This window comes from Dysgonomonas sp. GY75 (genome assembly GCF_015234155.1).
Taxonomy (GTDB): domain Bacteria; phylum Bacteroidota; class Bacteroidia; order Bacteroidales; family Dysgonomonadaceae; genus Dysgonomonas; species Dysgonomonas gadei.
The window spans coordinates 73,180-94,231 of the sequence record NZ_JADCLQ010000036.1 but is presented as its reverse complement, the minus strand read 5'-3'; the positions used below and the strand labels follow the sequence as shown (position 1 = coordinate 94,231).

13 protein-coding genes are annotated in these 21,052 nt (G+C 39.5%); 12 read left to right on the top strand and 1 reads right to left on the bottom strand.

Annotated elements, in window-relative coordinates; translation table 11 throughout:
- The first annotated feature begins 7 nt into the window (after window positions 1-7).
- The 10 genes from IR083_RS12890 to IR083_RS12845 all read left to right on the top strand — a co-directional run bounded on the left by IR083_RS12890 (window position 8) and on the right by IR083_RS12845 (window position 17,759).
- Window positions 8-1,189 carry a TolC family protein gene (locus IR083_RS12890; RefSeq protein ID WP_194224621.1) on the top strand — a complete coding sequence of 394 codons (1,182 nt, stop codon included), beginning with the start codon at window positions 8-10 and terminating at the stop codon, window positions 1,187-1,189.
- Between the two features lie 236 nt (window positions 1,190-1,425).
- Complete coding sequence (locus tag IR083_RS12885) at window positions 1,426-4,251, top strand: triple tyrosine motif-containing protein (RefSeq protein ID WP_194224620.1); 2,826 nt, start codon at window positions 1,426-1,428, stop codon at window positions 4,249-4,251.
- A 305-nt stretch (window positions 4,252-4,556) separates the two neighbouring features.
- Window positions 4,557-7,640, top strand: a complete 3,084-nt coding sequence (locus IR083_RS12880) for a SusC/RagA family TonB-linked outer membrane protein (RefSeq protein ID WP_006799654.1) — start codon at window positions 4,557-4,559, stop codon at window positions 7,638-7,640.
- An 18-nt stretch (window positions 7,641-7,658) separates the two neighbouring features.
- Window positions 7,659-9,209, top strand: a complete 1,551-nt coding sequence (locus IR083_RS12875) for a RagB/SusD family nutrient uptake outer membrane protein (protein ID WP_199343231.1) — start codon at window positions 7,659-7,661, stop codon at window positions 9,207-9,209.
- A gap of 13 nt (window positions 9,210-9,222) precedes the next feature.
- On the top strand, window positions 9,223-10,080 hold the full coding sequence (locus tag IR083_RS12870; RefSeq protein ID WP_006799652.1) for a LamG domain-containing protein: 858 nt from the start codon (window positions 9,223-9,225) through the stop codon (window positions 10,078-10,080).
- Between the two features lie 92 nt (window positions 10,081-10,172).
- Window positions 10,173-11,828 carry a glucoamylase family protein gene (locus IR083_RS12865; RefSeq protein WP_194224619.1) on the top strand — a complete coding sequence of 552 codons (1,656 nt, stop codon included), beginning with the start codon at window positions 10,173-10,175 and terminating at the stop codon, window positions 11,826-11,828.
- A gap of 47 nt (window positions 11,829-11,875) precedes the next feature.
- Window positions 11,876-14,173 carry a beta-glucosidase BglX gene (gene bglX / locus IR083_RS12860; RefSeq protein WP_194224618.1) on the top strand — a complete coding sequence of 766 codons (2,298 nt, stop codon included), beginning with the start codon at window positions 11,876-11,878 and terminating at the stop codon, window positions 14,171-14,173.
- A 20-nt stretch (window positions 14,174-14,193) separates the two neighbouring features.
- The gene (locus IR083_RS12855) at window positions 14,194-15,558 is read left to right on the top strand and encodes a glucoamylase family protein (protein WP_194224617.1); all 1,365 of its coding nucleotides are present in this window, start codon (window positions 14,194-14,196) and stop codon (window positions 15,556-15,558) included.
- A 233-nt stretch (window positions 15,559-15,791) separates the two neighbouring features.
- Window positions 15,792-16,556 carry a dienelactone hydrolase family protein gene (locus tag IR083_RS12850; RefSeq protein ID WP_006799648.1) on the top strand — a complete coding sequence of 255 codons (765 nt, stop codon included), beginning with the start codon at window positions 15,792-15,794 and terminating at the stop codon, window positions 16,554-16,556.
- A gap of 252 nt (window positions 16,557-16,808) precedes the next feature.
- Window positions 16,809-17,759 (top strand): CPBP family intramembrane glutamic endopeptidase, encoded by a 951-nt coding sequence (locus IR083_RS12845; protein ID WP_194224616.1) that lies wholly within the window; start codon window positions 16,809-16,811, stop codon window positions 17,757-17,759.
- A 33-nt stretch (window positions 17,760-17,792) separates the two neighbouring features.
- Here IR083_RS12845 and IR083_RS12840 read toward each other — a convergent pair whose 3' ends face one another.
- The gene (locus IR083_RS12840; protein WP_194224615.1) at window positions 17,793-18,293 is read right to left on the bottom strand and encodes a GNAT family N-acetyltransferase; all 501 of its coding nucleotides are present in this window, start codon (window positions 18,291-18,293) and stop codon (window positions 17,793-17,795) included.
- A 123-nt stretch (window positions 18,294-18,416) separates the two neighbouring features.
- Between IR083_RS12840 and IR083_RS12835 the strand changes: the two genes are divergently transcribed.
- Together IR083_RS12835 and IR083_RS12830 are read left to right on the top strand one after the other, a co-directional pair.
- A complete protein-coding gene (locus tag IR083_RS12835; RefSeq protein WP_194224614.1) occupies window positions 18,417-20,360 on the top strand; it encodes an ABC-F family ATP-binding cassette domain-containing protein in 1,944 nt (647 codons plus the stop codon).
- 21 nt (window positions 20,361-20,381) lie between these two features.
- Window positions 20,382-21,047, top strand: a complete 666-nt coding sequence (locus IR083_RS12830) for a GDSL-type esterase/lipase family protein (RefSeq protein ID WP_194224613.1) — start codon at window positions 20,382-20,384, stop codon at window positions 21,045-21,047.
- Window positions 21,048-21,052: the final 5 nt, after the last annotated feature.

Here is a 21,052-nt window from a genome sequence, read left to right as displayed (position 1 = left end):
TCAAATTATGAGAAGAGTAATATATATACTTTTATTATCGCTGCTATGTGTTGTTAGCGTTGAGGCACAGGATACATTCAGTAAGGTGTTGGAAAGTATAGAAGCGAACAATACAACACTGAAGGCGTACCGGGAGCAAGCTAATGCCGATAAGATCGGCAACAAGACCGGGATAAATATGGCTAATCCTGAAGTTGAGTTCGGTTATCTGTGGGGGAGTCCTGCCGGAGAAGGTAACCGCACGGACCTGAATGTTACGCAGTCTTTCGATTTTCCTACTGCTTACCGTTACAAATCACAGTTAGCGGCAGGTAAGAATAAGCAGGTTGATTTGACCTATGACCAACAGCACAGGGAAATTATGCAACAGGCGCGTGCTTTGTGTGTCGAACTTACTTACCAGACAAAGTTGAATGAGCAACTAACCCAACGTCTGGAATCTGCACGGGAGTTATCTGATGCTTACCAGAAACGGTTCAACCAGGGAGATATCGATATCCTGGAGAGAAATAAAACCAAACTGGATTTACTCAATACAGAAAAGCTATATCAGATAAATATGGTTGAAATAAATACGCTGAGGGCTGAATTACAACGGCTGAATGGCGGGGAGCCACTCGTATATCCGTTCGGTAATTATCCGGATTATCTTTTTCCGCTTAACTTTACAGAATGGTTTGAAAGAGTAAAAGAAAATAATCCCTCTTTGCGTCTGGCCGAACAGGAAGTTGAGTTAAGCAAAAAACAGGAACAACTGACCCGTGCTCTGAATTTGCCGAAGATTACAGCCGGATATACAAGTGAGCGCATTCTCGGTACTACATTGCAAGGTTTTACAGTAGGTGTTTCCATCCCTTTGTGGGAAGGAAAGAATACTGTAAAACATCAGAAAGCGCAGACTGTAGCTTTGCAGATGCAGCATGCTGACACCAAATTGCAGTTTCAGAATACATTAAAGAATCAATATGATAAGGCTTCTAAGCTTTCTGTATTGCTGAATGAATATCAGGAAACGCTGAAAGTTACGAACAATCGCGACTTGTTGAAAAAGGCATTGGATAAAGGCCAGTTGTCTCTCATAAACTATTTGTTGGAGCTTTCTGTATATTATGTAACGATAGACAAGTATTATGAAACGGAACGGGACTATCAGCTTGCTGTAAGCGAGTTGCAGCAGTGGGAAAGATAATTTAAATTATTAATTATATATGGAAGGCATCCGTTATTGTCAACGGATGCCTTCACTTTGTCTGTATCAGGTGAACCAAGATGGTTTAAGAATGTTATTTTAATAAAATTGTGTTATTTTTGAATGTCGAAATAGAACGTTTTAAGTAGCGAGAGCAGAAGCAAAGTTTATTTTGATTATGCCGAGTCACGAAAAACGACTAATATAATTGAACCCTCCTTAAAACTGTAGATCCTATGAAGCGATTATCCGGACATATTATCTTAATCATACTGTTATTAACTACCATCTCTGCTTTTTCCAATAAGCCGCATATTATAAACTTGTATAGGGAAAAATATCAGGCAGATAACAAGAACTGGGCGATAGGACAGGATGAAAGAGGGACTATGTATTTTGGTAATGATATAGGGCTGCTCGAATTCGATGGTATAGAATGGAATCTTAACCGGATACCAAATTCATTGGTTGTCCGGTCTGTGGCGGTACTGTCGCACAAAACCATATTCACGGGGAGCTATGAAGAGTTTGGCCGCTGGGACAGGGATATTTCCGGAAAGCTCGTTTATACTTCCCTGAGCGATAATCTGGACAAGGCTCTTTTCAAAAATGATGATTTTTGGAAAATCTGGATTGCGCGTGATTGCGTCTATTTTCAGTCATTTAATTCTATATATATCTATGATTATAATACGGTAAAACGGATTCCATCCGAGAAAGCTTTTCTATTCCTTACTAAAGTCAGGGATGAATTTCTTGTACAGCAAATGCTGGGCTCACTTTTCCGGCTTAAGGGAGATAAACTTGAAAAAATAGAGGGCAGTGAGGTCTTTCAAGGTACAGATGTTCGTGTTATTTTACCTTATAAGGAAGATCAGTATCTTATAGGTACTACATCCAAAGGTATTTATATTTATGACGGTGAAAGCTTTAAGGAGTGGAGTCCTGTACTTTCGGGTATAATGAACTTGAAGGAGCTGAACTGTGGTGTGGTGTCTTCAAAAGGGTCATATTATCTGGGCACTATTTTGGATGGAATTTACGAGGTTGATATTAACGGCCGTATTGTAGATCATATATCATCCGAAAGCACGCTCCAGAATAATACGGTGCTTTCTTTGTATGAGGATAATCTGGGCAATATCTGGGCTGCTCTTGACCGTGGAATAGCATACATTCAATATATCGAAAATATGAGTTGTTATACAGATCCCGGTGGAAAGACAGGAGCTGTGTATTGTGCTGTACTTTGGGATAATAAGCTATTTATCGGAACCAATCAGGGTGTATTTTACATTACAACAGAGGGTTTGAATAAGCCGAATGCTCTTTCCGATATGAAACTGATAGATGGAACACAAGGCCAGGTTTGGGCTCTCAAGGTGGTTGATGGTGTCCTGTATTGTTGTCACAACAAAGGATTGAAGGAAATCCATAAAAACCTGTCGGTTACAGACGCATTTGCTATAGGTACAGGTGTATATAATTTGTCTGAGGCTAAAGTAAGGGATCATGATTTATTAGTACTATCCACATATAGCTCAATAAGAATAGTAGATAAGAAAACAAACCGTGTCTTTACTCCCGGTCAGATATCCGAACCAATTATAAATGCAGAGTTTGATCATTTAGGTAATATATGGCTGGAACATTTCAACAGAGGAGTGTACCGCTGTAAACTGGATGATAATTTTTCGGGATTCAGGTCCTTTTCATACTATGGAGGTAATAATAAGGATGGACTTCCCTATAAACTAAAAATGTTTAAGGTTGGAGGGCGTATCGTTTTGCTTGGAGACAACCGGTTTTATACATATGACGATATAGAGAATGAGATTGTGCCCAGTTCATTGCTGAATGAATCTTTCAGCACCGTGCATAATATAAGGCAGATAATTCCTATAAGAGAAAATCAGTTTTGGGCATTGACAGATGCCGCCATTTACAAATTCTTTTACGATGGTTATGAAATATCTATATTGGAGAATTACAACTTAGGAATGAATCTGTCCTTAGTGAATGCCTATGAGAATGTTTCCATACTAAACGATATTACCAGCCTCATATGCCTTGATAATGGTTTTTTACTATACAATAAAACGCAAGAGACAAAACGAAATCTCTATAAAGAATTATCCGCTCCGTATATTGAGTTTATGCGGACTGTAAATATCGACGATCGCATAGAATATAAGGATTTAACAGAAAGTGCAGAAGTCTCTTATACTTTCAATACTGTTACATTTGGTTTTTCATCAAATAATGCATTCGCTTCCAATTTATCGTTTCAGTATATGCTGGAGGATGTAGATAAGGATTGGTCTGTTCCACAAAAGATAAATAGTATTTCTTATGCGCGGCTTCCGGAAGGAAAATATAAGTTTATGGTACGTACTATAGATAATTTAGGAAATTATTCCGAGCCGGTATCCTACGGATTTGAGATCCTGTCTCCCTGGTATCAGACTATCTGGGCATATATGTTTTATGTATTAATGATAGTCGGGATATTATATATTACATGGCTACTTATCCTTCGCCGCTACCGCAATCTGCATTTGCAGAAGATCAGGCATCGTGAAACAAGACGTTTAAGAGTATTAGCAGGGGAACTTCAGCAGGAAGTGGAACAAAAAAGTGCGGAGTTACTTACACAGACTTCATTTATTATACAGAAGAATGAGCTGATTCTGAGAATTAAGGATATTGTAGACGATTTTTATTCAAAGAACAAGATTAATGCTTTATTACCTTTATATCATAAGATAAATTCACTACTCAATAATAATATGAATTCGGAAGATGACTGGAAAATGTTCCTTATAAAATTTGAAGAGAAACATACCGGATTTTTTAAAAAAATGAAAGCTTTATACCCTCAATTGACAAATAATGACCTCCGGCTTTGTGCTTGTCTTAAACTAAATTTGGAGACAAAAGAAATAGCTTCATTAATGAATCTTTCTATAAGAGCCGTAGAAAACAGCCGCTACAGACTACGGAAAAAGTTAAATATTCAGCCTTCCCAGAATTTAAATGAGTTTTTTTTAGAGATAGACTGATTGATTTAATGTGTTTGTAATAAGATGCTTATTTTTATTTGAGAGGTAATAATGAGGTAGTGGTACTGTTAAAATCGGGCGGTAAGTAATTGCGATGTATTAACTTTTCGAAACACTTTTGTCAGATTATCTACATTTGACATAAAATCTAATATCACGACCCCGATACGATATGGTAATCCAGTATCTCATTCGCAACCAGAAATAATGCCTTAAAAATATCTTAAGAATAATTACCATTTCCTTTTCAGTCGTTCATAGTAGATTTTTGTTTGATAATGTGTGTTTAAATAAAAAGTAAAACTATGAAAATTAAACCTAAAAGAACATTTATTACGTCTGGAGCCAGTTCCTTCCTTATGAGGGGATTTATGTTCCTTGCTTGCCTTTTACTGGTGAGTACAGTAAGTATTTATGCTCAGACAAAGACTATCACAGGTAAAGTGACAGATGTGACTGGCGAACCTCTGATTGGTGTGAGCATTAAGATACAAAATACCACCACTGGCACTGTTACAGATATAGATGGTGTATATTCCCTGTCGGCCAAATCAGGTGATGTTTTGGAATTCTCTTATGTGGGGATGAAAACACAATTGGTTACAGTAAGTTCTCAGTCTACTATAAACATAACCCTGGAAGACGATGCCCAACTGCTTACCGAAACGGTTGTGATTGGATATGGTTCAGCGAAAAAACGCGACTTGACAGGCTCTATTGTTAGTATTAAGGCTGGCGAAATTGCGAACAGGCCATCTGCTAACCCATTGGCTAGTCTGCAAGGTAAAGTTGCAGGTGTGCAGATTGTAAATACAGGACGTGCCGGACAGGATCCGGAGATACGTGTTCGTGGAACAAACTCTCTTAATGGTTATACACCTTTGTATATAGTGGATGGATTGTTTTCCGATAATATTAATTACTTGAATCCGGCAGATATAGAGTCTATGGAAATCCTTAAAGACCCTTCTTCATTGGCTATATTCGGTGTGCGGGGAGCAAATGGTGTTATTATAATTACTACAAAGAGGGCTAAAGACGGACAAACAATAGTTAACATAAACGCTTCGGTAGGATTTAAGCATATCGCCGACAGGATAAGTGTGACTAATGCAGCCCAATTTAAAGAGTTGTATAATGAACAAAGACTTAATCAGGGGGTAACTACTCCGTTTGATTATACTGCATGGCAAGCTGATACAGACTGGCAGGATGAGATTTTTCAAACAGGATTTGTGACCAATAATAATGTTAGTATTACCGGTTCCAGCGAGAAGAATAAATTCTATTTAGGATTGGGATATACTTCGGAAGAGGGATCTATAAAGTCAGAGAAATATACTAAAGCAACCGTTAATCTGAGCAGTGATTACAATGTTACTAACTTCTTGAGATTCGGATTTCAGGTTAATGGATCCAGATCTTTACCACCCGATGCAAAAGGCGTGGCAGGAGCAGTCAGAGCAGCACCTATAGCTCCTGTCTATGGCGTATATACTGATCCGCTTACCGGTAAAGAAGAAACTCTACTGCATACGATGCCCGATTTTCAACGTTCGCAGGTATGGAATCCTTTGATTGCAACTCAGCTGCAAGGTGATCATAACAAAGCGACGAACTATAGGGTTGCAGGAAATATATACGGAGAGGTAGATCTTATGAAATCTCTAACGTTTAAAGCAACATTCTCTTTAGACTATTCTACGGGCGACTCAAGAAGTTATTCCCCGTTAGTAAATGTATATAATCCGGATATAAAGAATAAGGAGATGATAAGCGAATATGAAACTATCAACCAAAGTAAGAATCATAGTTTGGTTGCTCAACAGGATTATATTCTGACTTATAGCAATCAATTTAATAAACATGGTGTAACAGCGACTGCTGGTATTACAACTAATTATAGGGAATCTTCCAGCTTGGGTGGTGGTCGTAGCCAAAAATATGGAGATTTTGATTTCTCGATACCAAATGATGATCCTGACAAGTGGTGGTTGACATCAATCTCCAATTCATCGATGACGAATACTGGTAGCCAGTTTAGACGATTTACGATGTCTTATCTCTTGAGGGGTCTTTACAACTATGACAACCGTTACTTGTTTAATGCTTCGTACAGAAGGGATGGATCTTCGGTATTCCGTAATGTAGGAAATACATGGGATGACTTTTACTCTTTTGGTGGAGGTTGGATCGTGAGTAGCGAATCTTTTATGGAGAATCAGAGTGCTATTGATTACCTGAAGGTAAAAGGTTCTTGGGGTGTTCTAGGTTCTGAGAATACGGGAGGACGTAATTATCCTTCTTATCCGGGGTTAAACTCTTCAGGTAGTGCTGTTTTCGGAGATAATATACTGACTGGATATAGTACAGCGTATCTTCTCCAGAATGTTGGCTGGGAAAAGACATATTCATGGGAAGCCGGATTTGAGGCTCAATTTTTGAACAACCGTTTGAGAATAGAACCGGTTTACTACAGTAAGAACACAAAAGATATTCTTGTGGTAACAGAAGCTATTGCCGGGGTACAAAATGAAATGCAAAACTTGGGCGAGGTACAAAACAGAGGAGTTGAATTGGCTGGTTCCTGGTCTGATAAAATCGGAGAATCGGGTTTCAATTACACCATCGCAGGTAATCTCACTACTATAAGCAATAAGGTGAATAAAATAGATGTTGAAGATACTGCGGCTAAATTGGAGAACGGTGTATCGCGTACTATCAAAGGAGAGCCGATCGGCTATTTCTACGGATATAAGGTAATCGGTGTATATCAAAACTATGAACATATAAAAAATTCTACGCCTAATGCCCTTGGAACTGTCAGACCCGGTGATTTGATATTTGCAGATATTGACGGAGATGGTAAAATTACAGATAAGGACAGAACCAAAATAGGTAATCCAACACCTGATTTTACTTATGGTATCAATCTAAACTTATCATATAAGAACTTTGATCTTGGTATAGACATGATGGGCGTTTATGGAAATGATATCTACCGCAATTGGGATGCTTCTTCTTTCGCTCAATTCAATTACAGAACAGAAAGAATGAACAGATGGCATGGTGAAGGTACTTCAAACTGGGAACCGATATTGGATCCATCCAGAGCAATGAATCAGATGGCTTCAAGCTATTTTATCGAAGATGGAAGCTTCTTCCGTATTCGGAATGTTCAGTTGGGTTATACTTTCCCTAAGTCTATCCTGGATAAGATATACATGAAGTCACTTCGTATCTATGGAAATATTCAGAATCTCAAGACATGGTCGAAGAATTCAGGATATACTCCCGAAATCGGAGGTAGTGCACTTTCGTTCGGTATAGATAGCGGTACTTACCCTATGCCTGTGATTTATACTTTCGGTGCAAATCTTACATTTTAATCCAAACAGAGAAATAACATGAAAAAATATATATTAAAAGCAATTAGTACATCTGCATTAATAGTGTTTGCATTTGTATTGACCGGATGCGGAGACCTTTTAGATCAAGCCCCACAAGGTCAATGGACAGAAGACGATAATAAAGGGGGATCTTATCAGACGGATATATTTACATTATATGCTAAGATGAGAGGTTTTAATGTAACATCAGGTTCTCCGGCTTTAGCTATTCATAACTTTAGAAGTGAAGACGTGGAAACAGGAACGACAGCTTCGGATGGATCGGCTCAGAGACCAATGTACGACGATTTTGAGTATAATGCATCAAATGGACTTATCCAAAGCTATTATGCAAGTAATTTTGATATGATTCATATTGTAAACCGTGTATTGGACAAGATGAGTACAGCCGAAAAGAATGGAGAAACTCTTACCGAAGGGGATATTATCTGTAGAGGAGAAGCACATTTCTTCAGGGCGTTTGCCTACTTCAATCTTGTCAGAGCCTTTGGTGAAGTTCCATATATTGATTTCAAAATAGAAGATGCGGCAGAAGCTATTCTACCTAAGTCTCCTGCAACTAAAATATATGAACTTATCGATAAAGATTTGACCGAAGCCGAAAATAGTCTTCCTCCTATGTGGGAAAGCAGGTTTGTAGGACGTCTCACTTGGGGTGCGGCTAAATCATTACATGCCAAAACTTATTTAATGAGAAACGATTGGGCCAATACTTATAGCTTAGCTATGGAAGTTATTAATTCAAATATATATAATTTAGATACGCCTTACGATCAAATATTCAGAGAAACTGGTGAAAATTGTAGTGAATCGATACTCGAATTGCAATGTACAGCCACATCAGCATTACCCGGATCTAACGATATTGGCAGCCAATTTTGTCAGGTTCAGGGAGTAAGAGGTGCAGGTGACTGGAATATGGGTTGGGGATGGCATACGCCAACACAACTACTTGCCGATGCTTTTGAACCGGGAGACCCTCGCAAAGACGAAACATTATTATATTTTGTAAAAACAGGAGAAGATCCGGCTACTATTCCGGCAAATAAACCGTGGGGAGAAAAGCCTGTGGCAAATGGAGATGTTTTAAATAAATATTATAACAAAAAAGCGTATACAAATCCTGCATTAAGAACTCTCTATACAAAGGGTGGCTTCTGGTTTAATATTCGCCTTATCAGATTATCGGATGTCATATTGATGGCTGCCGAGGCTGCAAATGAAATGGGCGGAAAAGCTGATGAGGCTATCGAACTGCTCGAAAGGGTACGTGGCCGCGCAAGAGCTGGAAACAGTGCTATATTACCGAAGGTTACTACAACAGATCAGGTTGCATTTAGAAATGCCGTAAGACATGAGAGACGCGTGGAATTAGGTATGGAATGGGATCGTTTCTATGATCTTGTACGTTGGGGTACAGCGCAGCAGGTACTTCATGCAGCAGGTAAAACCAATTACCAAAACAGGCATGCTTTACTACCTCTGCCTCAAGCTGAGATTGATAAATCGAATGGCGTTTTAGTTCAGAATCCAAATTATTCCAACTAAATAATTAATGACTATGAAAATTAAAAAATATATATCTGCAATAATAGTTTTAACTGTATTATTGTTTGGAGCTCAATCTTGCTTTCAGGATTTAGAGAATGATCCTGCATTCGATTATCCTCAGGGATTCCCTGATCCCACAGGCGAATACAAGCCTGAGAAGTTAAATCTTCCTTTTGAAGGTGATGTTTATGACCAAAGCACCTATCAGTTTGTAAATAGTGGAGTGGGCGTATACTCATTTATAGATGGAGTAAAGGGTAAAGCTTATAAAGGAGATGCAGATACGACTTATGTTCTAATCAATAACCATCCTGCAATATCTAAAATTGTAGAGAGTGAAATTACAAATCTTGGTAGCTTTACAGTTTCATTTTGGATGAAATCTTCCCGGAATACAGCAGCAACAGGTTTGTTCTCAATTACAAATACTAAAACATTCTGGTCCAATCTTGATATTTTTCTGGAAAATACCGGCAGTGAGACTCAAGCCTTTTTCAAGGTACATATCTACAATGAACGTACCGGAAGCAGGGTAGAGAAATGGGTGGAAGCCAGAGTTGATAATGTATTTGGAGACTGGGTACATATGGCTTTTGTTTATGATGGTACTACCTCTACAATGAATATATATAAAGATGGTAATAGCGTATTTCAATCGGTTATAACCGGTTTGGGAGAATTACAGTTTAAAGATGTTGGTCCAATGATAATCGGAACTTTTCCATATCAGGCCAACCCTAGTTTAACTAGTGGGGCAACTAATCAAAGTTGGGCAGGATGGTATAAAGGCGCTTTGGATCAGTTCCATTTTTATAGTGAGCCATTAACCGGAGACGAAGTAAAAGAGCTTTATAACAGTAAGAATTAATGGGATTCCATTGATGGAGTTCGTTAAATAATTACCTGATCAGACAAATAATGAGAGGGAGTCACTCCCTCTCATTATTAAATTAATACATTATGAAAATTTTACTCAATTCTTTATTCTTCATATTTCTTCTTTCATCTATCTCATGTAGTAGTGATAATGAAGATGGGACTCCGGTTCAAGAGTTTAAGTTGGACGGAATAACAATAGATGGGAAAACAAATCAAGATTTGTATGTAGATGTAAATCCAACTTCTTCTATTTATCTCAAGTTTTCGGATCAGATAGATCAGGCTACAATAATTGATAATATAAAAATAAGAGAACAATCAGGGCAATTTTTGGCAATTACTCCGGTTTATGATGGACATTATACTATTGAGATAAAAGGTGAATTGGCTTTAAAATCATACACTAAGTATGAACTTCTTATATATCCTAATTTAAAATCAAAATCGGGAAGCAAAATTTTGACAGGCAAAACAATTAGTATATCTACGACAATTGATCTGACTGATAAATTCCCGCGCATATCGGATGAAGATCTGTTAGATAAAGTACAAAGCCAGACATTCAGATATTTTTGGGATTTCGGACACCCGACATCGGGCATGGCTCGTGAAAGGACAACATCCGGAGATGTGGTAACCACCGGTGGAACCGGTTTTGGTGTAATGGCTATGATAGCGGCGGCAGAAAGAGGTTTTATATCTAAAAATGATGCATTATCCCGTATTCAGAAGATTGTAACATTCTTAGATACTAAATGTACAAGTTATCATGGAGCATTTGCACACTGGGTCAATGGAGCGACAGGTGCTACTTATCCTTTTAGCCAATATGATAATGGGGCCGATTTGGTGGAAACCGCCCTCTTGTTTCAGGGATTACTTACAGCAAGGCAATATTTTAAGTCGAATGATGCCGTAGAAATTCAGTTAAGGGCTGATATAACCCGTCTTTGGGAAGCTATAGAATGGACTTGGTTTCAAAAAGGAGGAGAGAATGTCTTGTACTGGCATTGGAGTCCTGATTACGGATGGCAGATGAATCTGAAGATAACAGGATGGAATGAATCATTAATTGTGTATGCTCTAGCTGCAGCTTCACCTACTTATCCCATTTCAGCAGAGGTATATAAACAAGGATGGGTGAGGAATGGAGCCTTTGCTAATGGCAAATCATATTATGGATATACTCTGCCTCTGGGTACAGAGTATGGAGGCCCGTTATTTTTCAGTCATTATTCATTCTTAGGAATTAACCCTAAGGATCTGAAAGACCAATATACGGATTACTGGACTCAGAACAGAAATCATACATTGATAAATTACACTTATTGCATTACTAATCCGAAAGGATATGGTGGATATAGCGCTGATTGCTGGGGGCTTACTGCCAGCGATGGTAATAATGGCTATAGTGCGCATTCCCCAACGAATGATAAAGGGGTGATTGCTCCTACTGCTGCATTATCATCTATGCCGTATACACCTGAGGAATCAATGAGGGCTTTACACTTCTTCTATTACAAATTGGGGGATAAATTATGGTCCGATTATGGATTTGTGGATGCATTTAATCTTTCGGAACAGTGGTACGATAATCAGAATATAGCAATAGACCAGGGGCCAATCGTTGTGATGATTGAAAATTACAGGACAGGCTTGTTATGGTCTCTGTTCATGGCAGACCCTGAAATAAAGGACGGACTGAAAAAACTGGGCTTTCAAAGCCCTGATATATAAGAGATTTTAGGTAAAAGGTTTAGGTTATAATTAATATATTAAGGAAAATGAAGACGAAACAACTTTTAAAGGTGTTTCTGGCGTGTATGGCTGTTGTGGGTTGCATACAGGCGCAGACTAAGGATCCTAAGATGGATAAGTTTATAAATGACTTGATGGGCAAAATGACGCTGGAAGAAAAGATCGGACAGCTCAATCTACCAAGTTCGGGAGATATTACTACCGGACAGGCAAAAAGCAGCAACATTGCCGAGAAGATCAAGAAAGGAGAAGTCGGGGGATTGTTCAATATAAAAGGTGTTGAAAAAATCAGGGATGTACAACGTATAGCCGTAGAAGAAAGCCGCCTTAAAATTCCGTTGATTTTTGGGATGGATGTTATCCACGGATACGAGACTGTTTTCCCTATTCCATTAGGTCTCGCTGCTACATGGAATATGGCTGCCATAGGACAATCGGCCCGCATTGCGGCGATTGAAGCCAGTGCGGATGGTATCAGCTGGACTTTCAGCCCTATGGTGGATATTTCCCGCGATCCTCGCTGGGGACGTTTCTCGGAAGGGAGCGGTGAAGACCCTTACCTGGGAGGACAGATTGCAAAAGCGATGATTCATGGTTATCAGGGAGTAGGAGATAAGGCTTATACACTTAACTCCAATATCATGGCTTGTGTGAAGCACTATGCTTTGTATGGTGCAGGCGAAGCCGGACGCGATTATAATACAGTGGATATGAGCCGCATTCGTATGTTCAATGAATATCTTTATCCTTATCAGGCTGCTGTGGATGCAGGTGTAGGTAGTGTGATGGCTTCATTTAATGAAGTGGACGGGGTTCCCGCTACTGCAAATAAATGGCTGATGACAGATGTTTTGCGCGACAAATGGGGTTTCAAAGGATTTGTAGTAACCGACTATACAGGTATCAGCGAAATGATAGACCACGGTATAGGTGATTTGCAAACCGTTTCGGCTCGTGCATTAAAGGCAGGCATAGACATGGATATGGTAAGTGAAGGACTGGCTACCGTAGGTAAATCGCTCAGAGAAGGAAAAGTTACTCAGGCCGAAATAGATCAGGCATGCCGCCGTGTATTGGAGGCCAAATACAAACTGGGTTTATTTTCCAATCCTTACAAGTACTGTGATGTAAATCGGGCAAAAACAGAAATATATACTCCCGAACATCGTGCAGTTGCCCGTAAAATAGCATCGGAAAGTTTCGTTCTGCTTAAAAACGCTAATAATACATTGCCATTAAAAAAACAAGGCACTATTGCTGTAGTAGGTCCATTGGCAAACACCCGTTCCAATATGCCAGGTACATGGAGTGTGGCTGTGAATCTGGATACAGCCAAAACAGTTGTAGAAGGAGTACAGGCTGTCGCCGGAGGGAATGTAAAAGTGGTGTATGCGAAAGGCAGCCATCTTATAAGCGATCCTGTTTATGAGAATAATGCCACTATGTTTGGACGTACTTTACATAGAGATAAGGAAACCCGTTCGGATGAAGAAATGCTGAAAGAGGCATTGGATGTAGCTAAGAGTGCAGATGTAATTATTGCTGCTCTCGGTGAATCGTCGGAGATGAGTGGTGAGGCAAGCAGCCGTACCAATCTGGATATTCCGGATGTACAAAAAACTCTTTTGAAGGAATTACTAAAAACAGGAAAACCGGTCGTATTGGTATTATTCACAGGACGTCCTTTGAACCTGACATGGGAGAATGAGAATGTGCATGCTATCCTGAATGTTTGGTTTGGCGGGACAGAAGCTGCAGAAGCCATAGGCGATGTATTATTCGGTGATGCAAACCCAAGCGGTAAACTGGTGGCTACTTTTCCTAAAAATGTAGGACAAATACCATTATTTTATAATCATAAGAATACAGGTCGTCCGCTTCAGGAAGGTAAATGGTTTGAAAAATTCCGTAGCAACTATCTCGATATAGATAATGATCCGCTTTATCCGTTCGGATATGGTCTTAGTTATACAACATTCGAATATAGCGATGTGAAATTAAGTTCTGCATCTATTGATGCCAAAGGAGAACTGACAGCCAGTGTAACCGTAACCAATAAAGGGAAAGCAGATGGAGCGGAAGTTGTACAGCTGTATATTCGCGACCTCGTAGGCAGTGTTACCCGTCCGGTGAAAGAACTGAAAGGTTTCGAAAAAGTATTTATCAAGGCAGGAGAGTCTAAGACGGTAAGTTTTAAGATCACTCCCGAGTTATTGAAGTTCTACAATTACGATCTTGATTATGTATTCGAACCCGGAGATTTCGATGTAATGATCGGTGGAAATAGTCATGATGTTAAATCGGCTCGATTTACGTTGAATTAAGTCATTAAACAGAAAAAAATATGAAAAAGATACATCTTTTTGCTTTTATCTTATTAGCCCTTTTATCAGGTATTGTTAGTTGTAAACAGAAGCCATCAGCGAATCAAACTGCTAATGGCAGTGATACAACAGAGATATCGGATGAGGCGTTGTTAGATAGTGTTCAACGCAGGACATTCCTGTATTTTTGGGATGGAGCCGAGCAAAACAGCGGGATGGCGCGCGAGCGTTTCCATGTAGATGGAGATTATGGAAGGCACGATAAGGATGTGGTAACATCCGGTGGTAGCGGCTTTGGCATAATGGCTATAATTGCAGGTATTGACCGGGGGTATGTTACTCGTGAACAAGGTCTGGAACGAATGACCCGGATTATAGATTTTTTGGAAAAAGCAGATTCCTTCCACGGGGTTTATCCTCATTGGTGGAATGGTAAGACCGGAAAAGTTCAGGGATTTAGTGATAAGGACAATGGAGGTGATTTAGTAGAGACGTCTTTCCTGCTACAAGGACTACTAGCCTTGCATCAATACTATGTTGACGGTTCTGATGCCGAAAGGGCATTAGCTGCACGGATTGATAAAATATGGAAGAATGTGGACTGGAACTGGCATCGCAACAGTAAAAATGTATTATACTGGCATTGGAGTCCCAATCACTCATGGGAAATGAACTTTCCTATACGTGGATATAACGAATGTCTGATTACATATGTACTGGCTGCCTGTTCTCCCACACATGGCGTACCAGCCGAAGTATATCATGAAGGATGGGCCGAAGGTGGTAAAATCATCGGGCCGCATGAACTGGAAGGCTATACATTAAACATGCGTTATCAAAGTAATAGCGGAGTGGGCCCTTTGTTCTGGGCACATTATTCTTTTCTTGGACTTAATCCTACCGGATTGAAAGATGAATATGCCGATTACTTTCAGGAAATGAAGAACTATACACTGATAAACCGGGTTTACTGTATCCGCAATCCGAAAGGATATAAGGGATATGGTGAAGATGCATGGGGATTGACCGCCAGTTATTCCGTAAAAGGATATGCTGCCCACGAACCGGATGAAGCCGGTGATCGTGGTGTAATATCCCCTACCGCAGCATTATCTTCTATTGTTTACACACCGGAAGAATCGATGAAAGTAATGAGGAATCTGTATAATATGGGAGATAAAGTATGGGGACAATATGGGTTTTATGATGCATATAGTGAAACTGATAATTGGTATCCGCAACGTTATCTGGCTATCGATCAGGGGCCTATAGCGGTTATGATCGAGAATTACCGTTCACAACTGTTGTGGAATCTCTTTATGAGTCATCCTGATGTGCAAAGAGGATTGAAAAAATTAGGTTTTGAATCATCCGCATTAAAATAAATACTCTTTTTTTAGCTAAGGGGCTGTATTCAGGTACGGCCTTTTAGTTTTTCTTACAAAAAAGTAAATACATGAATGTAAACAGATCCGCGATCATATCTTTTATCCCGGAATGGATAAGACGAAGCCTTATTATTTCGCGATTGAAGCGATTGATGAAAACGGGACTTCACAATGGGTTAGGGTAGAGGCATTATAGTTATCTTTGTAAGTCTAATATTAAATATATAAGTATGAAAAGAAGTATCTTCATTTTTATCTTGTTTGTATGTACTGTGTATGGCTTTGCCCAGTTTAAGAATGCGTCGTATATGGTAAACGGATATGCCTTGCCTTATCTGGTGATGTACCCGGAAAATTATGATGCAACTAAACAATATCCATTGGTAGTAATGTTGCATGGTGCAGGTGAACGGGGCGATGATAACCAAAAGCAACTGACGCATGGCAAGCAGTTCTTATCAGAACATTTTCAGTCAGCCTATCCGGCTATCGTTATTGTGCCGCAATGTCCTGCCAATAATTATTGGTCTAATGTAGCCCGTCATCAGATCGATGATAAGATGACCCTGACTTTCGGACTGTCTGACGAACCTACACAATCGATGAAGACGGCTATGTGGCTTATTCAGGATTGGTTGTCGTCCGGTAAAGTAGATGTGAGCAGAGTGTATATCGGGGGCCTGTCTATGGGTGGTATGGGTACGCTGGAAATGTTGTGGCGCATGCCCGGGACTTTTGCTGCTGCGTTCCCTATATGTGGAGGTACTGATTTGAGTAAATTGCCGTTATATGCCAGGCATACAGCAGTATGGCTTTTTCACGGGGATGACGATTCGGTGGTTCCGGTAGATAATTCCAGAAATATTTATGCACGGCTAAAGGCTCTGGGGTGTGACGTAGAATATACTGAATATAAAGGCGTAAATCATGGCAGTTGGGTGAATGCTTTCGCTGAAGAAGGATTGGTTCCCTGGCTATTTAAGCATAAAAAATAAAAGATTGGTTTGGTTATTTTTAAGGTAAGGTTGTTTTAGGTTGGGCTGTTTATTAAATAATATTCAGTTCTGTATGTAAGTGGTTAGAAAGGCTGCATAGTGATTATATCATTATGCAGCCTTTCCTTTATCTATGACAAAAATGAATGAAGGTATGCGAGAATACAGATAAAACTATTTAAGTTTGTGATTCTGTCAGGGTAATTGCGACTTATATAAATAAGAATAAGTAAACTAAAAAGTCTGTATATTATGAAACATCTTGAAAGTGCATTAAACAAAAGGAACAGTTTTTGGAAATATATTGTTGTTTTGTTTATTTCCTTTATACTCGCTAGTTTTGTTGGTGTTGTACCCTTGATGATTGTAGCAGTAATCAAAATAATTCAGAACGGAGGGGATATGGTTTCGGGGATGGCTATGATGTCTGACCCCACAGCCTTGGGGATATCATCCAACTTTGCATTTGTATTACTGCTATTTCCGCTGGTATTAGGATTCTTTATTCTATTATTTTTCATAAAACTATTAAACGGTCAAAGTTTTCAGGAAGTTATAAACGGAACACCCAAAGTTCGCTGGCCCCGTTTTTTTACAGGAGCTGCTTGTTGGTCATTATTGATGTTAATTCCCTTGGTCATCCAGTATTTTATATCTCCGTCGGTTTTTACTTTTCAATTGGATATAACTTCATTTATACCATTAGTCTTTATATCGCTTATATTGATTCCTTTTCAGACGAGTTTCGAAGAACTTGCCTTTCGCGGATATCTGGCTCAGGGATTAGGTAATCTGACTAAAAACCGTTGGACTGCGCTGATTATCCCTTCTTTAATCTTTGCTTTACTTCATGTAGCTAATCCGGAAGTAAAAGAGTTTGGCTTTTTCATCATGATGGCTAATTATTTATCTATGGGTTTGATACTAGGTCTGGTAAGTATTCTCGATGATGGTATTGAAGTGGCTATGGGAATACATGCTGCAAATAATATATTTGCCAGCCTGTTTGTAACGCATGCTTCGTCAGCTTTTCAGACGGATGCGATATTCAGTATAAAAGAGGTTGATCCGGTTGGCGGGCTTATCGAAGTGGTTATTGCCGGGACCTTGCTTATATTATTTCTCTATAAAAGATATGGTTGGAAGTTTTCTACAATGAATAAGAAAATACAGATCAGTCCTATCGAAGAGGGAGGTGCTTAATCTTATATTGGAGAATCTATTTCAGAGTTATTTTCAAATTTTTCTTATTGCGTATATTAATTCATCAATGAACACTCCGTTTTTGAATAGGGCTTTTTCAAATCTGGCTTCAAGTGTAAAGCCGGCTTTTTCCAATACGCGTTGGGATTGAAGATTTGTACCGAATGGACGAGCGAAGATACGTGTTATGTCAAATGTTTTAAAGCCGTAATCCACAATCTGCTTTATTGCCTCAGGCATTATCCCATTTCCCCAATATTCTTCTGATAACCAATAGCCCATTTCTGCATTCTTGGCATGGATATCAGTTTGAGGGAATAATCCGATTGACCCCACAGCTTCGCCGTCAATAGAAATTGCAAAGACCTGAGTGGGGTATTGCCTTGAAATAGAGGAAAAATATTCTTTTGCATCATCATAGGTATAGGGATGCGGAAACCTATCTGTAAGAAATTTGGCTATGTTGTAATTGTTGGCATGCTTGAACATACTATCTAAGTCATCGTTATGCCATTCCCTTAATTTGAAGTCCATAATATTATAAATGTTTATCTTGTCAAAGATAATTTTATTTTCCCAAATTGCTTATTTAGCCTTGTTTCTATTTAGCTATCAACAAAATTCCCTACTTTTGCATAGATTTAAAATATATTAATTGTGATTTCAGTAGAAGGACTTACGGTAGAATTCGGAGGATTTACCCTCTTTGACGATATATCGTTCGTAGTGAATAAAAAAGACAGGATTGCCCTTGTAGGAAAAAATGGAGCAGGTAAATCTACCATGCTCAAAATATTTGCAGGATTGCAACCGCCTACACGAGGCAATATCTCATATCCTAAAGATATAACAATCGGCTATTTGCCACAGCATATGACCCTCAAAGAAGGGAATACGGTTTTTGAAGAAGCATCTCTGGCTTTCGAACATATTCAGAAAATGGAAGCCGAGCTGGAGTATGTTAACCAACAACTTGCCGAAAGAACCGATTACGAATCGGAAGCATATCACAATTTGATAGAAAAATCAGCCCATCTGAACGAACAGTTTCTTATGTCGGGCGGAAATAACTTTCAGGCTGAAATAGAGAAGACTCTGACGGGCTTAGGTTTTAGCCGTACGGATTTTACCCGTCCCACCAGCGAATTCAGCGGAGGATGGCGTATGCGTATAGAATTGGCTAAAATACTACTTTTGCGTCCCGATGTTTTACTCCTAGATGAGCCGACCAACCATCTGGATATTGAATCTATCCAATGGCTCGAAAATTTTCTGGCAAACCGGGCTAATGCAGTGATTCTTGTTTCGCATGACAGGGCTTTTCTGGATGCTGTTACTTTGCGGACTGTTGAAATATCCCTTGGTAGGATTTATGATTATAAAGCGCCTTATTCCAAATATGTAGAATTACGAAAAGAGCACCGTGAACATCAGATGCGTGCTTTCGAAAATCAGCAGAAACAGATACAGAAGACTGAAGAATTTATCGAACGTTTCCGTTATAAGGCTACGAAAGCCGTGCAGGTACAATCGCGTATCAAGCAGCTCGACAAAATAGAGCGGCTCGAGGTGGATGATGAAGATAATGCTATGCTGAATCTGAAGTTTCCCCCGGCCCCACGTTCCGGTTCATATCCCGTGATAACTGAAACTGTGGAGAAAAGCTATGGCAACCATCTTATATTCAAGGACGTGACCTTTACTATCAACAGGGGAGACAAAGTCGCTTTTGTAGGTAAGAACGGTGAAGGTAAATCTACACTCGTAAAGTGTATCATGGGTGAAACCGACTTTAAAGGAAAATTAGAGTTGGGACATAATGTAAAGATCGGATACTTCGCACAGAATCAGGCGCAATTGCTGGATGAAGAAAGAACTGTCTTTGAAACAATAGACTATGTCGCTGTCGGCGATATTCGTACTAAAATACGGGATATACTTGGCGCTTTTATGTTTGGCGGCGAAGCCTCTGATAAGAAGGTGAAAGTCCTTTCGGGAGGAGAACGTAGCCGTCTGGCAATGATCCGCTTGCTGCTCGAACCTGTAAACCTGCTAATTTTGGATGAGCCTACCAACCACCTCGATATGAAATCGAAAGATGTACTGAAAGATGCATTGAGGGAATTTGAGGGTACTGTGATTGTTGTATCGCATGACCGTGATTTCCTGAATGGCTTGGTGGATAAGGTATATGAGTTTGGCAATCAGCAGGTGAAAGAGCATCTTGGAGGAATTTATGAATTCCTGCAACGAAAAAAGATGGATAGCCTTAAAGAACTGGAAGTGTCAACTGCTGTGCCGTCAACTGCGAAGACAGAAAGTATGCCAGAGTCTGAACCTGTCAATAAACTATCTTATGAAGAACGTAAGGAACTAAGCCGGCAGATTAAGCGTGTGGAGAAACAGATATCGGAGTTAGAGCAACTTATCGAAAAAAAGGAAAGCCATATAGCTGAAATAGAAGTTAAGTTAACCTCTCCGGAAGGCGCTGCCGATGCATCGCTATTCGAAAAGCATGGACAACTGACGAAGGATTTACAGGATGATATGAAACACTGGGAGGAACTGACAGTGGAATTGGAGAATATGAATAATAACTAACCCTATACAAATTCTTCAAATATGAGAACCATATTACTGGCATCCTTGTTATTACTTTCGTTCCACGCTATAGGGCAGGAAATAAAAGAGAATATTTTGGGTAATCAGATTTATATAGACCGGATGGCTGTGTTTAAAGCGAATCCCCTGAAAGAAGGACAGATTGTTTTTCTTGGCAACAGCCTTACCCAAGCAGGGAAATGGGAAGAATACTTTCCCGGAATGAATATCGCAAACCGGGGTATTGCCGGTGATAATGTGTTCGGTATGCTGGGACGCCTCCGCGAGATAATCGATGCCAAACCCATGAAACTCTTTCTAATGGCAGGTATCAATGATATTTCGTTAGGCCGCCCAAATGAAAAGATAATGGTCGGCATCAAATCCCTCATTTATCAGATAAAAAGTGGAAGTCCCGATACACAGATATTTGTACAGAGTGTGCTGCCGATGAATAAGGATGTGTGTATATATGAACGGATGAAGGGAAAGGAAAAACAAATCGAAGACCTGAATAAAGAGATACGCAGGTTTTGCAAAGAGGAATCCATTCCATTTATAGACCTGTACCCCTTTTTCCTTGCAAAGAAACGATTGCTGAATGCCGGATATACGGGCGACGGGCTTCATCTGAATGATGCAGGCTATGCCGTTTGGAAAGAACAATTAGAATCATATATCTATTAATTTAT